This window comes from Streptosporangium sp. NPDC003464 (genome assembly GCF_053588315.1).
Genome location: NZ_JBSFPS010000092.1, coordinates 19,262 through 33,067, shown reverse-complemented (window position 1 = coordinate 33,067; position 13,806 = coordinate 19,262). Strand labels below are relative to the sequence as shown.

The following is a 13,806-nucleotide window of genomic DNA, read 5'->3' as shown; positions in this document are numbered from 1 at the left end:
GCCAGCGGTCCGCCCCGGTAGCTGATACCCAACTGGGACGCGGCCAGCCACAGCCGGCGCTGTACGGCGGGCAGGCGCCTCGGGGTCTCAGGCGAGCGGCACCAGGCCGGCGTAGCCGGGACTCCAGTGGTCCTCGACGCCGTCGGGCAGCAGCAGCACCCGGTCCGGCCGCAGCGCCTCGACCGCGCCCTCGTCGTGCGTGACCATCACCACCGCCCCCGGGTAGGCGCCCACCGCGGCGAGGACCTCACCGCGCGAGGCCGGGTCGAGGTTGTTGGTGGGCTCGTCGAGCAGGAGCACGTTGGCCCCGGAGCAGACCAGGGTCGCCAGCGCCAGACGGGTCCGCTCACCGCCGGACAGCACCCCGGCCGGCTTGTCGGCGTCGTCGCCGGAGAACAGGAACGACCCGAGGATGGTCCGGGCCTCGCCGTCGGTCAGGTGCGGCGCGGCCGACGCCAGGTTCTGCCGGACCGTGCGGGCACCGTCCAGCGTCTCGTGCTCCTGGGCGAAGTAGCCCAGCCGCAGCCCGTGCCCGGGCACGACCCGGCCCGCGTCGGGACGCTCATGCCCGGCGAGGGTCCGCAGCAGGGTGGTCTTGCCCGCGCCGTTGAGGCCGAGGACCACGATGCGGCTGCCCCGGTCGACGGCGAGGTCGACTCCGGTGAGCACACTCAAGGGGCCGTACGACTTGGTGAGGCTGATCGCGGCCAGCGGGATCCGGCCGCACGGAGCCGGTTCGGGCAGCCGGATCCTGGCGACCTTGTCGGCGCGGCGGACGGGTTCCAGCTCGGCCAGCATGCGGTCGGCCCGGCGGGCCATGTTCTTGGCCGCGACGGCGGTCTTGACACGGGCCCGCATCTTGTCGGCCTGCGTCCGCAGCGCCTCGGCCTTGCGCTCGGCGCCGGCGCGCTCGCGGACGCGGCGCCGCTCGTCGGCCTCGCGCTGGGCGAGGTAGGCCTCCCATCCGGTGTTGTGGACGTCGATGGCCGCGCGGTGAGCGTCGAGGTGGAAGACCCGGTTGACGGTGGCCGCCAGCAGGTCGGTGTCGTGGCTGATCAGGACCAGGCCGCCCTGGTGGGCGGTCAGGAAGGCGCGTAGCCAGGCGACCGAGTCGGCGTCGAGATGGTTGGTGGGCTCGTCCAGCAGCAGGGTTCCGTGGCCGGCGAACAGGATGCGGGCCAGCTCGACACGGCGCCGCTGCCCGCCGGACAGGGTGCCCAGCGGCCGGGTCATGACCTGGTCCGGCAGGCCCAGCCCGGCGGCGACCCGCGCCGCCTCCGCCTCGGCGGTGTACCCGCCGCGGGCCAGGAACTCCGCCTCCGCGCGGGTGTAGGCGCGCATCGCCCGCTCCTGGGCCGCGCCGGCGGCCCCGGCCATCGCGGCCTCGGCGGCGCGCAGCGCGCGCACCGCGCGGTCCATGCCGCGGGCCGACAGGACGCGCTCGGTGGCGGTGGCGGCGGGATCGCCGGCCCGGGAGTCCTGCGGGAGGTAGCCGACCGGACCGGTACGGGTGACGGTGCCGGCCGCCGGCTGTGCCTGCCCGGCGAGGACGCTCAGCAGGGTGGTCTTGCCGGCGCCGTTACGGCCGACCAGGCCGACCCGGTGGCCCGGGGAGATGTGGAAGGAGATGTCGGACAGCAGCAGGCGGGCGCCGACGCGCACGTCGACACCGCGGACAGTGATCATTTGATCGCACTCCGGATAGCTCAAGGACACAAGGGTGGCGTGGAAGCGGGTGTCCGAGCTAAGAGATCCGGGGTGTGGACATGCCGGGCAGCCTACCCGCCCCCCGCCACGGCGCGCACCGGCTTTTCCGGCCGGCGCCCCGGGCTCGGCGTGCGGGTCCGCCACCGCCCTCCCGCCGGCGGCCTGTCACCGTGATCCGCAGGTCAGCGGCCGTCCCGCCCGCGTCCCACCCGGTTAATCCGGTTGCCCGGCAGGGCCCGGCCCGCCACCCTGGGCGTCATGAACGTGCCCTACCGGCAGATCCGTGCCACCTACGCCGAGGAGTCGATCACCGTCTACCAGGCCTACGATCCGGTGATCGCCGGCCCCGCCGTCGCGGCCCAGCGGTTCGTCGCACCGTTCAAACGGGAGCGGATGACCTGGATCAAGCCGTCGTTCCGCTGGATGATGTACCGCTGCGGCTGGGCCACCAAGCCCGGCCAGACCCGCGTCCTGGCCGTCGACATCACCCGCGAGGGCTTCGAGTGGGCGCTGGCCCACTCCTGCCTCAGCCACCACGGGCCGGACGGCGACCGCGCCGGGTGGGCCGAGCGGCTGCGGCACAGCCCGGTCCGGATCCAGTGGGACCCCGAACGCGATCCGCACCACAACGCGCTGCCGTACCGGTCCATCCAGGTCGGCCTGTCCGGCGAGGCCGTCGACCGCTATCTCGACGGGTGGACCCTGGCGATCACCGACATCACCGGCCGGGTCCGCGACCTCCACGCCGCCCTCCGGAGCGGCCGGGACGTGACCGGACTGCTCCCGGCCGAGCGCCCCTACCCGGTGCCGGTGGATCTCGCGCAGGTCATCGGCGCCACGGCCGGCGGCGACGCCGGCTGACCCCCCGGCCCACGCGCCCGCCGGACCGGCCCGTCGAGCCCTCCCCCCGGTCGGCGGATCCGGGTCAGCCGCCGGGGCCCACACCGTTGTCCGGCGCGCCGTCGCCGTTGGTCGGCAGGTCGCCGCGGTCCACCGGACCGGGCGGCGGCGAGGGCGTCCCGGAGCCCTCCCCGCTCACCGGCCGCGCCCCGGCCACGGCCGCCTTCAGCGCGGCCCGGTCCACCTCCCCGACGCGGCCGTTCAGCCGGACGTAGTGGTCACCGTTGAGCGCCGTGTATTCGTGACGGCCTCCTGCCGTGCGGTACCAGCCGACCTCGTCACGCTCGCACCGGACCGGCGCCGGCGGCTCGGCCCCGTTGAGGGGCGAGTCGGCGCACAGGGCGTCGCTGAACGTGCCGCGGTCGATCCGGAGCTCCACCTGCCGGCCCTCCGGCGAGACGTAGAAGGCCCCGAAGCCCTCCTCCCCGACCACGCCGACCGGCTGCTCGGCCAGCCCGTATCCCGGCAGGTCGACCACATAGATCAGATCCGGGGCCACGCCCTGGGCCCGGGCCTGATCCAGCGCGGCCTGGCTGAGCGTGCCCTCTGAGCCGCAGCCGGACAGCAGGGCCACGGCCAGGAGCATCGGCGGGAGGCGACGTGTCACCCCATCACTCTGCTGCACGGCGGGGCCGGACGCGACCGGACCGGACGCGGCCCCGCGGCGGAGCCGGCGCCCCGCGCCCTCCCCGCAGGCCGTTCATCGGCACCGGACCGGCGCCTCATCCTCCCCTTCCCCTTCCCCGCAGACCGTTCAGCAGCCAGCGGCCGGCCACCGCGCACCCGAGCCCCAGCGGCACCGTGCCCGCGCCGAGCCCCACGTCGACGAGCAGGTCGAAGACCTCCTTGCGCCGGGCCGCGGTGCCGATCGCGGCGTCGATGAAGCCGGGCGCCTGGGCGGCGCGGGCGAGCACGTCGGTGGTGCGCAGGTGCCGTCCGAGGGCCTTCCCCAGCGCGCGCCGGTAGGCGGGCAGCGGGTCGTCGGCGGCCTGGACGGCGGCCGCGCCGGCGAGCCGGCCGGACAGCAGGGCGTAGTAGATGCCCTCGCCGGTGAGCGGGTTGACAAGGCCGGCGGCGTCACCGGCGAGCATCACCCGCCCGGCTCCGGGCACCGGGCGGCCGGGCGACAGGGGCAGGTGGTGGGCGCGCAGGTCCCGGGCGGGCAGGTGGGGCAGCAGCGCGGCGAGCCGGCCGTGGAGCACCTCCCGGCCGGGCAGCCCGGTGGCACGCAGCCGGGGCAGGAGCATCCCGAAGCCGACGTTGGCGGTGCCGTCGCCGATCGGGAACGACCACGCGTACGCGGGCCAGCCCTCCTTCTGCATGGCGATGAGCTGGACGTCGTCGTCGGCGGGCAGGTCGGCGTAGCCGCGGACGGCGATCGCGGTGTGCCTGTCGGGAGCGGGGGCGACGCCGATGAGGCGGCGCACGGCCGAGTTGGCCCCGTCTGCGGCGACGACGGCGCGGGCGGTGACGGCGCCGTCGAGGACGACGTGGCCGGGGTGTACGGCGAGCGTGCGGACGCGGTGGCGGCGGACCTCGACGCCGCGGGCCCGGGCCGCGTCGACGAGCCGGGCGTCGAAGACCACGCGGGGGACGACGTGGTGGGGACGGGCGACGGTGGCGCAGACGTGCGCGCCCCCGGGTGAGATCACCGACAGACGCCGGGTCGGCCGGTAGTCGGCGATGAGGTCGGGGACGCCGAGCAGGGCGAGCTCGTCGCGGCCGTGGGCGGCGATGCCGTCGCCGCACGCCTTGTCACGGGGGAAGTCCGCCCTGTCGAGCAGGAGCACCCGCGCCTGCGGCCGGAGCTGCTTGGCGCACAGCGCCGCCGCGGAGCCCGCGGGGCCGCCGCCGACGATCACCAGATCCCACACCTCGTCCACGCCGGTGAACTTTCCACCGCGGGCCCGGGTGAAACCGACCGCCGGGATCCATGCCGGGACCCATGAGGTGTGGCCGCCGAGCGCGCCGTCCCTGGCGTGGCCGGAGGGGTCGGCCTCTTCGCTCTCTCGGCGCAGAACGGCACCCCGGTCACCGCCGACTTCGACTACTTCGCCGTCAAGGCCGCGCAGGGGCAGCCGGTCGTCCCCTCCGGCCCCTTCACCCTGCGGGCCGACGGCGCCTGGCCGTACCTGTCCACCGGCGGCGACGGCGGCGTGCGCGCCTCGGCCACCCCGCCGGCGACCGGCCTCGCCGTCACCCCGGAGGACCGCGGCGACGGGCAGCTCGCGCTGAAGGACCTGGGCGGCGCGGGCTGCCTGCACGTCCGCACCGACGGTTCGCTGCGCGTCGGCACAGCGGGCGGCGCCCTCCGTCGTGGGCGTCCGGACGCCGGGCCCGCCCTAGCAGCGGCCGGGGTCGACGGCGGAGATCTTCCAGTCCGCTCCGGGGAAGGGTGACATGAAGTGGGACAGCAGGTCGACGGCGTAGCCGGGCACCCGCCCTCCCTGGTCGAGCAGCGAGACCATCTGCGGGCCTGCGGCTCCGCGCAGGGTGATCGAGTCCCGTGCCCGCGCGGAGACGAGCCCCAGCCTGGTGCCGACCGTCACGCAGGCCAGCGGCAGATCGGCCGCCTTGATCGTCTGCCTGCCGCCGATGGGGCGCATCCGCTGGTCGTAGTGGCGGAACGCAAGTGACCTGACCGGTCCGAGCCGCACGTCCTGGTTGAAGACGTCGGCCCCGACGCTCCTGCTGACCTTGACGTTCAGCTTCACGTCGGGACGCAGGTCGACCCCGTCCGCGCGCAGGTCGAGGCGGTCGTAGCCGCCCTCGAAGCCGGGCGTGAGATAGCCGAGCGCCTTCGGCGCCGCGATCCCGAACGGGATCCGGCCGGGACGGATCCTCAGCCACGACATCCGGTGCACGGTGAGCGACAGGTCCCCGATCCTGCTGCGCCCGAGCCCGAATTCGCCGCCCAGCCGGTATGCGAGGAATCCCCCGGTGCGCGGGACGTCCTTGCGGGCGGAGACCCGCTGGGCGGCGACCGGCGCCAGGGACAGGCCGGTGTGCACCTCCAGCAGCCTGGTCGGCACCGGCCTGGACACGAGTTCGACGGACAGGTCGGGATTCACCTTGGCGGTGGTGTCGGCGGCCAGGTCCTCGACGGCGAAGGAGGTGTCGAGCAGCTCGCCCTCCCGCGGCCGGTAGACCCTCTCGATCAGCGCGCCCTCGACGGCGAAGAGCCCGTCGAGGGTGCCGGCGCCCGCCTTGTAGGTGAGGGCGGGCAGCTGGAGTCCGGTGTCCGCGGCGTCGGCGTCGATGCCGAACACGGCCGGCACGTCGGTGAACCGGAGCAGGCCGGTCCCGGGCCCGCGGTCGCCGCCCAGCGCGGTCACCTTCGCCTGCAGCCTCCGGACGGGGGTGGAGTTGTGGACCCGGATCCGCGTCCGCCTGCCGTACGCGCCGCTGACCGCGACGGCGGCGGGCACCGGGTCCAGGGCGACCTGGCCGCGCACGCGGCCGTATCCGCCTCCCGCGTCGGTCTCGGCCAGCACCTCCAGCGAACCGATCGTCGCGGCGGGCTCCAGCCTGTAGTTGGCGGTGACCACGCCGGTGTCGCGGCCTTCGTCGTCCTTGCCCCTGGCGATGCCGAACGGGCCGACGGACATGCGGGTGATCGACCGGGGCAGCCCGGTCAGGGTGGCGAGCGCCCTGACCGGCGCGGGGGCGAGGACGGTGCTGTCGAGGTACAGGCCGAGCCTGCCGGAGGCGGGCCGGTAGCCGGTGAAGGCGAACGTCTGCCTGGCGGGGTCCACCGTGACCTTGGACGGCAGGCCGGTGACGTCGATGGATCCCTTGAGGCCGAAGCAGCCGCGCTCCGCCGTGCAGAACGGGCCCTGGCCGGTGCCGCAGCCGTCGCAGCCGGCGTCGACCAGGGAGAGACCGCCGGGCACGTGCGGGACGGCCTTGATGGCGTCGAGGGCCGCGGCCTTGCCCAGCCAGACCTGGGCCCTCAGGTCCAGCCGCCGGCCGCCCGCGTCATAGGTGACGGGACCGCCCGCCGCCGCGGAGACCGCGATGCCGCCCGGAACGGGCCCGAGGCGGCCGAGCACTCCGAACCGGAGATCCCCGGCCGGCCGGATGTCGGCGTCGAGGGCGACGGTCTGCCGCGCCGCCCGGACGTCGGCCTTGAACCCGCTGCCGGTGGGGGTGAACTCCGCGTGCTTGAGCCCGTCGATCCTGACGCTGGCGTCGAAGTCGCCGGTGGCCTCGACGTAGTGCGCGGCCAGGTGCGGCCCCGCGGGAGCCCGGGCGCCCGCGTGGTTGGTGACGGCGATCGCCGCCGAGCCGATCGGCCCGGACAGGCCGCGGAAGCGAGGGGTCCGCGCCGCCCATGAGGCGTCGAAGCGGGCGGGGACGCCGGTCGCGCTCGCCGCCAGCCTGAAGGCGCGGCCCTGGACACCGGCCCTGGCGACGGCGGTCACCGAGGCCACCGGGCGGTCCGCGGTCCAGTCCAGGCGGCTGTCCCGCGTGTCGACCACGGCGGTGACGTGCCCGCGCACGCCTTCCACGGCCGCCTGCACGTCCTCGCCGCCGGCCGGGCCGACCCGCGTCAGGTAGCTCCTGGCGGCGTAGAGCCCGACCTTCTTGAGGTTCGACGTGGTCGCCACGTCGACGGCGGTCCGCTCGCCGAGCCGCCAGGACGCCCTGACGGTCGAGCGGAGGCCGTAGAGGCTGCCGTCGACCGTCGGGCCGGTCCTGGTGTGGGCGTAGGCGGCGCGCAGCCTGTCGATCACCCCGCTCGCCCCGTATTCGGCCCGGCCCGCGCCCGGATCAAGCTCCGCCCTGATCCTGGCGGGGGTGTTGGACAGCTCCAGCCGGACCAGATGGGTCCGGTCGATGCTGGCCGCGCCGAGGAACGGGCGGCCGCTCGGGCCGAGCTCCAACCGGATCCGCGGCGCGCCGCCGTAGGTGACGTCGGCCCCGGCCACCTGGGACAGGCGGCCCGAGACACCGAGCCGGCCGCCGTCCTTGATCATGGTGACGTGACCGCCCCGGGGGGTCGAGATCGCCCCCTCGTTGCGCTGGAGGATCACCTCGAGACCGCCGATCGCCGAGCTGGCCGTGTGCGTCACCCGGTGGGCGGCGAGGTCGTTGACAAGCCTGACCCGGGCCGGCAGGCCGGTGAGCGCGGCCTGGACGACGGTCCTGTCCGCCGCCCTGTCGAAGTAGAGCACGTCGGCGGCCTCCGCCCGGGGCGCCCCCGAGGTCACGGTCAGCGCCTGGGTGCCCGCCGCCGAGGCGTAGCGCGCGCGGAAGTCGGACGGCAGCCTCGTGATCGAGAGGCCGGCGGCCTTCGCCAGCAGCCCGTCACGGTAGACGTAGTCGTGGAACTGCGCTCTGCCGATCGGGGCGGGGCTGGTGAAGTGGACGTCGGCGACGCCTCCGGAGCGGGTCAGTGCCGCGCTCAACCGGGTCCGCATCTCGTCGGCCAGCATCCGGGTGAACCTCCGCCGGTCGGTCACGACCAGCGCGTCGAGCCCGGCCGGCGCCGAGGACGTGACGCCCAGCCTGCTCCGCTCGCCGTCGGACCTGGCACGGGCGGTGAACCTCGCGGCCGCGGGGGCCTGTCTCAGGCTGATCAGCGTCTCGCCGTCGAGACCCGCCACCACCGCGGCCGAGGCTCCGGGGTCGGACCTCCGCACGTCCGCCCGCACGTCGACCACGCCTGCGGCCTGCGCGGCCAGGTCGACGGTGAAGACACCCCAGTCGAGCCCGGACAGCGAGGAACCGCGCCGGTATCCGTCGAAGCCGACCGACAGCCGCCTGACCTCGCCGTCCTTGCCGGGGATGTCGTACTGTGCCCACACCTGCGCCTTCAGCGGCCCGTCGTGGGTCTCGCTGCCGGGCAGCCTGGCGCTCGCCAGGCCGACCCCCACCGCGTCCGAGCCCTTCACCTTCTGCGGCACGAGACTCGCGAGCACGTCGGCCGTTCCGTCGCCGGTCACGTCGGCCTGCACCGGCGTGGCCGGCGGCTGCGGCGCCGAACAGGACGCCGGGCGGCCGGCGCTCTCCGCGCAGAGCCGGTAGGTGAGCAGCGGGACGCCCTTCGAGACGCCCGCGAGCTCCTTGATCCGGCCGAGCGCTCTCGCCGCCGGCCTGGAGACCTCCAGGATCGACGCCTGGTCGGCCGCGGGCAGCAGCTTCCGGACCGCAGGCGCCGTGCGCCCCGCCCCCTCCGCCGCCAACCGCCGCTCGGCGTCCGCGACGATCCCGTTGACCAGGGTGGGACCCGCCGGGGTGGTCACCGGGGGCGGTTCGGGGCCGACGGGCCGTTCCGGCACCGGCCGGGCCGCCGGCGACGGCTCCAGCCGCACGCCGGCCGACCCGCTCGCCGGGACGGGGACCTCCGGCACAGGATCGATCCTCGGCCTGGACATCGCGGCGTGCCCACCGGCGTGCGCCGGCGCGGGGACCCCCACGAGCAGCGCGCCGGCCACGGAGACGGACAGACAGGTCAGAGCGTGCCGGTGACGCCGCGGCATGAGTGGCTTTCCCCCGGGGATCGGATCGCGTCGGCCGATAATCAAGAAAGCGCAAAGCCGACCACATCGGCGCACTGCATGTCAAGGAAGGATTTACCAGGACATGCGGCGGCGACCGCCCGGGCACCCCGCCCGGACACGCCCGTCACCTGCCCCGCCGGCGACCTGCCGGCAGCAACGTCACCGGGGCGTGAGGAGCATCGGAAGGATGGTGCCGATCAGGTGGTGGTGGAGGGCCCCGGCGTCCCGTTCGGCCAGATACAGGGAGATGAGGCCCCCAGATTCAGCACGTCATCGTCACCGGTTGACGCAAGTGAGATCAGGAAATCATCAGGCTGAGAGCGCCCTGCGATGTTGAGGCCGTTCTTGGAGACTCCCTCGATGTAGTGACCCTGCCGTTCCCAGTGCTGTTTGATCTGCCTGGCCACCTCCCCGACTTGATCCCTGGGAATGTCCCGCAGATAGTACGAACGGTTGATCACGACGCGTTCTTCGGAACCCCCGTCGGTGGGGTCGAGGCAGCTGTTGACGTTGAGACTGGGACGGTAGAGGTCCAGACGAGGTTCCGGCCTGATCACCGCGACCGTCTCCTTGATGAGCTGCTCAACCCGGGCCAGTGCCTGAGCCTGAGTCATCGTGGGTCTGTCCACGGCCTGTCCTCCAGTGCAACCAACGGCAAGAACAGTAACAACAGTGATCATCGCAGCGAGGCGTGACATCTATTCTCCAGCCGGTGTGGGCGAAAGCTGCGGATGAGGAGACGGATTCTCGACTGGCATCGCACGCGGCAACGGAGAGGATGAGGTGGCGGGAAACGGTGGAGTCGCCATCGGATTGGTGGACGATTCGGGAAACGGAACGAGATCACTGTGCTGGCCGTCAACCAGGTGCCCGATATTTATAAGTGACACAGAGTTGGCGTCCCAATATTTCGAGTGGGCCTTGAAGGTATATGCAGGATCTCCCGAGTCTTTGACGTAGAACTGCCGGGCGCCGAATTCAGCCGTGCTGGGGTCGACACCGAGCGGGCCGCTCACTTCCGGGAGATAGGGCGCGTGGTCGTTGAGGGTCCCGGTGAGCTGGAGAGGGACGGAACCGACATCTCCCACCGGATCGTTGGGCGCCTCCCCCACCCACACCGAGCCGACGCCCAGGTCCCCGGCCTTCACGGCGCCCACACCAGGGCTCCCCACGAAGATCACCTGATCGGCGAAGGCGCCCGGGCGCTGCTGGGCCGCCAGGCCGGTGACGGTCGATCCGTAGCTGTGCCCCAGCACGGTGAACCGGGCATCGGAGGCCGCCCGGTGCGCGGCGCGCAGGCCGTCGGCGAAGCCGGCCAGCATCGGAGCGCCCTCCTTGGCGGCGTTCATGTTGGCGACCGTCCTGGTCAGGCTCAGAGTCGCATCCCACTGCGGGGCCTCGTAGCCGAGCCAGGCGATGGAAGCGATCTTCTTGTCCGGCTGGAACTTGTGCGACTGGTCCCATATGACGGCTGCGCGGTTGGCGTCTCCGGCGAAACCTTCCAGCGTGGTGCCGGTGCCGGGGACGTAGGCGACCAGGTTGTCGGCCTCGTCGGGATCTCCGAACGAGATGGCGGTCTTGCCCGGACCGTCCAGCTCCAGTTGGAGCAGGAGCGTCGGAGGACGGCCGTTCTGCCCGCCGAGCGCCAGCCCCTTCTCCACCGCGGCGATCTGCCGCGTCTTCAGTTCCAGTGCTTCGATCGCCTCCTCCGTGTCCGCCGATGATCCAAGCAGCCGCTCCAGCTCCGCGGTGACCCCGGTCGCCCGGCCGGTAAGGCCACCGATCCTGCTCAGCTCCAGTCCCTTTATCAGTTTGTCCACCTCCGCCCAGCTTTTACGCAACCGCTCCAGCTCTGTGGAGGTCGCGGTCTTCTGGTCGGCCAGATGTCTCCGGTTCGCCTGGTCGCGGACTGTGGCCGGGAGGCCGTTCAGGCCGCCGACCAGGACCGGGGAGACGGCGATCAAGCGGTCCTGGGCGGCCGGGTCCAGTTGCCGCCACCATGCGTTGAGCCGGGCGGCCAGGGTCGCATCCTTGCCGGCCCGTTGCAGGTCCAGCAGTGCCTTCAACGCCGCGACATCCCCGCTGCCCGCGGCGGCCGTCAGCTGCCCGATCCCGGCCGGATCAGGGGCGTGTCCACCGAACAGCCCGAAACCGGCCGTCGCCTGGGAGGCCGCGCCGAAATCGTGCTGCCGCCGGATCGTGGCCAGCCGCCGCCGCAGGTCCCGCGCCTGCTCCTCCGCCCAGACCCCGGCGTCGGCGATCTGCCGTCCGGAGGGGGCGGGAAGGCAGAGCGCCGACAGTTCGGCGCTCAGCCGCCGGCCGGCCTCGGGCAACTCCTGCCCGGCCCGTTGCAGATCAGCGACCAGGCGGTCCATGGCGGCGACGTCCATCCCGGAGAAGGGGGCCGGTGTCGCGGCCATCACGCTGACCGACGTCGAGAACGACGGCACGTGTGCCTGACCGCCGAGCCGCCTGATCCGCTGCGCTATCAGCTCGGCCGCCGACTGGAAAGCCAGTTGCAGGGCCCCGCGCCGGTGCGCGAGCGCCTGGCTGAACATCGGGGCTCCCCCGCCGACCCACGCGTGCGTCACCATGCACCGCGCACACGGATCCAGTAATCCGGCATGGCCTTCCCCGAGCCGCGCGACCCGCGATAACGCCGCCTCTAATTCCGTCGTCGTATTCGCCGCCACAACGCGTCAGAATCTCACACGGATCATATAGCAGCAAGATCTAACGTTGAACTCGTGCTAATCCGGCATTACGGCCAGAGATTCGCCATGAATCGCGAGTTTTGTTTGGTAAACAAAAAAGAAGGCGGTATATGTGCGTCGATCAGCCACCGCCCCGGAATCCCGGACCATCCACCGAGAACATCGCCGGACCCCGCCCCATCCCCCGGCCGCAGAGGCAGGACCCCACCCGCCCGAGACCTAGGCAAGTGCCCCGAGAGGCACCCCACCCCCGCGCACAGAAGGGACGACACCGTTCAGAACTGGTGATAGATCAGCGACCCAGAACTGGTGAAAGGTCAGCGACAACACGCTGTTGCACAGGAAGGTTTCCTATTCAATACTGCGAGAAGCAGACCCAGCCCTCCTGTTTTCCCTGGCCGATGCGGTGTAGGCACGTACCCAGCCGGCCCGGCTCCGCCTCAGAGCCGCTCATCCGTGCTGCCTTCGAGGTCACCGTCCGCATCAGACAGGCCGTACGCACCCCCTGCTATCGAGGAGGTTCTCCATGCTCCGTCGTGCTCTCGTCCTGGCCGCCGGCGCGCTGCTGGCCGGCGCGCTCACAGCGGCTCCGGCACAGGCCACCCCAGTGAACGTCACGGCAGCGCCGAACAGCACCGTCGACATCGTCTACGGGCCGGTATCCGGGGCCGGCTACTGCATGACGCACATCGATCCGCGTACGGTCGTGGCTCTCTACAGGACCACGGGGTACGTCTGCATGCTGACCACAGGAGCGGTCATACCGGCGAACCCGCTCTCCGCATGCGCCTACCACGAGCCGACGCGGGTGGTGGTCAGCGCCTTCCGCCATCCCACCGAGGCCCTGGTCTGCCGCTACGTCGCCTGACACGCGGCGCGGCGCAGGGCCGCGGGCCGCGGGATCCCGACCGAATTCCGCAGGCTCGGCCGACCGCTGGACCGGGATGGCCGGCCTGCTCACGGCAGGCCGGCGCCATCAGGTCGCCCTCATCGCTCGAACCAGCGGGTCGCGGCGGATCCGGACAGCTTGACGAGCACGACGACGGCCGGGACAAGGTTGAGCAGCGCGGGCGTGCTCGGGCCCAGGACCGGCGCGAGCAGGCTGTAGCCGGACCCCAGAATCAGGATCGCCTCCGTCTTTTGAATTCCGGCCCGGGAAAGCAACCGGCCGCCATGGATCGCCACCATGACGGCCGGCCGCGTCGCTTCAGCCGCGGTCGAACTCGTCGGCCTTCACACCCTTGACGAAGGCGTCCCACTCGGCGGGGGTGAAGAACATTTTGGGGCCGTCGGGGTTCTTCGAGTCGCGTACGGCGATCAGATCGGTGTGCCCGGCTTTGTGACCGGGGCCGTTGGCGACGCCTTTGAGCTCCGCGACCTCAACGCAGTCACCGCCGTCATCTCCGGAGAAGCTCGACTTGAGCCACTCGGCGTTACTCAGGTCCATTTTTCCGCTACCGCCTTCCGGATGAGATCGATGGGCATACTTATCGGCAACGCTTCGCTCCGAATGGCCTCGAAACGCCCCACGGCCACGGCGACGTCTTCTTGGCCACTTGTGGTGATACCTCATACGGCGGCCTCCACATACAGTACGTCGCTCCCTCCCTCCAGCGTGGTGATCGCGAACCGGCCCATCAAGCCCGAATGCATTCCGTGCGGGACCACCTGAACACTCGGCCGGGGATTGATCAGCGACACGAGATGCTCCAGTCGCTCTCTCATCACTTTGGAATCACCGATCGGATCGTCAAGGACCTCTCCCACGACTGGGGCTGGCCCCTCGACCCTCACGGCAAGTCCGTCCGGTTCCGGTTGACGGCATGGCCCTGAGCGCCGGAGCGGTCGTCCACGGCTCCGGCGGGCGGAGCTCTCCGGCGTGGCCGAGCACCCGCTCCCGGAAGCGCGGCGCGGTCCTGCCGCCGTGGCCTGCCACGCGGACGCCGGAGGGCGCGTGACGAGGCTCACCCGGCCCGCCC

The 13,806-nt window shown here is 72.6% G+C and carries 12 protein-coding genes; 3 read left to right on the top strand and 9 right to left on the bottom strand.

All coding sequences use genetic code 11. From position 1 onward, the window contains the following. Positions 1–87 precede the first annotated feature (87 nt). Entirely contained in the window at positions 88–1,686 is a 1,599-nt protein-coding gene (locus ACWDS7_RS21325; RefSeq protein WP_451930676.1) for an ABC-F family ATP-binding cassette domain-containing protein, read from the bottom strand. A gap of 279 nt (positions 1,687–1,965) precedes the next feature. Here ACWDS7_RS21325 and ACWDS7_RS21320 point away from each other — a divergent pair, with 279 nt between their 5' ends. Next, entirely contained in the window at positions 1,966–2,568 is a 603-nt protein-coding gene (locus ACWDS7_RS21320; RefSeq protein ID WP_451930675.1) for a DUF4291 domain-containing protein, read from the top strand. A gap of 64 nt (positions 2,569–2,632) precedes the next feature. Here ACWDS7_RS21320 and ACWDS7_RS21315 read toward each other — a convergent pair whose 3' ends face one another. Continuing rightward, positions 2,633–3,214, bottom strand: coding sequence for a hypothetical protein (locus tag ACWDS7_RS21315; protein WP_451930674.1), 582 nt, complete (start codon positions 3,212–3,214; stop codon positions 2,633–2,635). 115 nt (positions 3,215–3,329) lie between these two features. Further along, on the bottom strand, positions 3,330–4,490 hold the full coding sequence (locus ACWDS7_RS21310; protein WP_451930673.1) for an NAD(P)/FAD-dependent oxidoreductase: 1,161 nt from the start codon (positions 4,488–4,490) through the stop codon (positions 3,330–3,332). Between the two features lie 69 nt (positions 4,491–4,559). Between ACWDS7_RS21310 and ACWDS7_RS21305 the strand changes: the two genes are divergently transcribed. Continuing rightward, positions 4,560–5,006, top strand: coding sequence for a hypothetical protein (locus tag ACWDS7_RS21305; protein ID WP_451930672.1), 447 nt, complete (start codon positions 4,560–4,562; stop codon positions 5,004–5,006). Here ACWDS7_RS21305 and ACWDS7_RS21300 read toward each other — a convergent pair. From ACWDS7_RS21300 to ACWDS7_RS21290, 3 genes are all read right to left on the bottom strand, one after another. Continuing rightward, positions 4,950–9,092: a hypothetical protein gene (locus ACWDS7_RS21300; protein WP_451930671.1), complete on the bottom strand. Its 4,143-nt coding sequence runs from the start codon at positions 9,090–9,092 to the stop codon at positions 4,950–4,952. The two genes, ACWDS7_RS21305 and ACWDS7_RS21300, sit on opposite strands and share 57 nt — an antisense overlap. Before the next feature lie 218 nt (positions 9,093–9,310). Beyond that, a complete protein-coding gene (locus ACWDS7_RS21295) occupies positions 9,311–9,742 on the bottom strand; it encodes a hypothetical protein (RefSeq protein WP_451930670.1) in 432 nt (143 codons plus the stop codon). Positions 9,743–9,811: 69 nt separating this feature from the next. Continuing rightward, entirely contained in the window at positions 9,812–11,671 is a 1,860-nt protein-coding gene (locus tag ACWDS7_RS21290) for an alpha/beta hydrolase (RefSeq protein ID WP_451930669.1), read from the bottom strand. 682 nt (positions 11,672–12,353) lie between these two features. On the opposite strand from ACWDS7_RS21290, the gene ACWDS7_RS21285 reads away from it, so the two are divergent. Further along, positions 12,354–12,695: a hypothetical protein gene (locus ACWDS7_RS21285; RefSeq protein ID WP_451930668.1), complete on the top strand. Its 342-nt coding sequence runs from the start codon at positions 12,354–12,356 to the stop codon at positions 12,693–12,695. Between the two features lie 119 nt (positions 12,696–12,814). Here ACWDS7_RS21285 and ACWDS7_RS21280 read toward each other — a convergent pair whose 3' ends face one another. The 3 genes from ACWDS7_RS21280 to ACWDS7_RS21270 all read right to left on the bottom strand — a co-directional run bounded on the left by ACWDS7_RS21280 (position 12,815) and on the right by ACWDS7_RS21270 (position 13,594). Beyond that, positions 12,815–13,015, bottom strand: coding sequence for a hypothetical protein (locus tag ACWDS7_RS21280; RefSeq protein WP_451930667.1), 201 nt, complete (start codon positions 13,013–13,015; stop codon positions 12,815–12,817). Between the two features lie 19 nt (positions 13,016–13,034). Continuing rightward, positions 13,035–13,274, bottom strand: a complete 240-nt coding sequence (locus ACWDS7_RS21275) for a DUF397 domain-containing protein (RefSeq protein ID WP_451930666.1) — start codon at positions 13,272–13,274, stop codon at positions 13,035–13,037. Positions 13,275–13,396: 122 nt separating this feature from the next. Then, positions 13,397–13,594 (bottom strand): Scr1 family TA system antitoxin-like transcriptional regulator, encoded by a 198-nt coding sequence (locus tag ACWDS7_RS21270; protein ID WP_451930665.1) that lies wholly within the window; start codon positions 13,592–13,594, stop codon positions 13,397–13,399. Positions 13,595–13,806 lie beyond the last annotated feature (212 nt).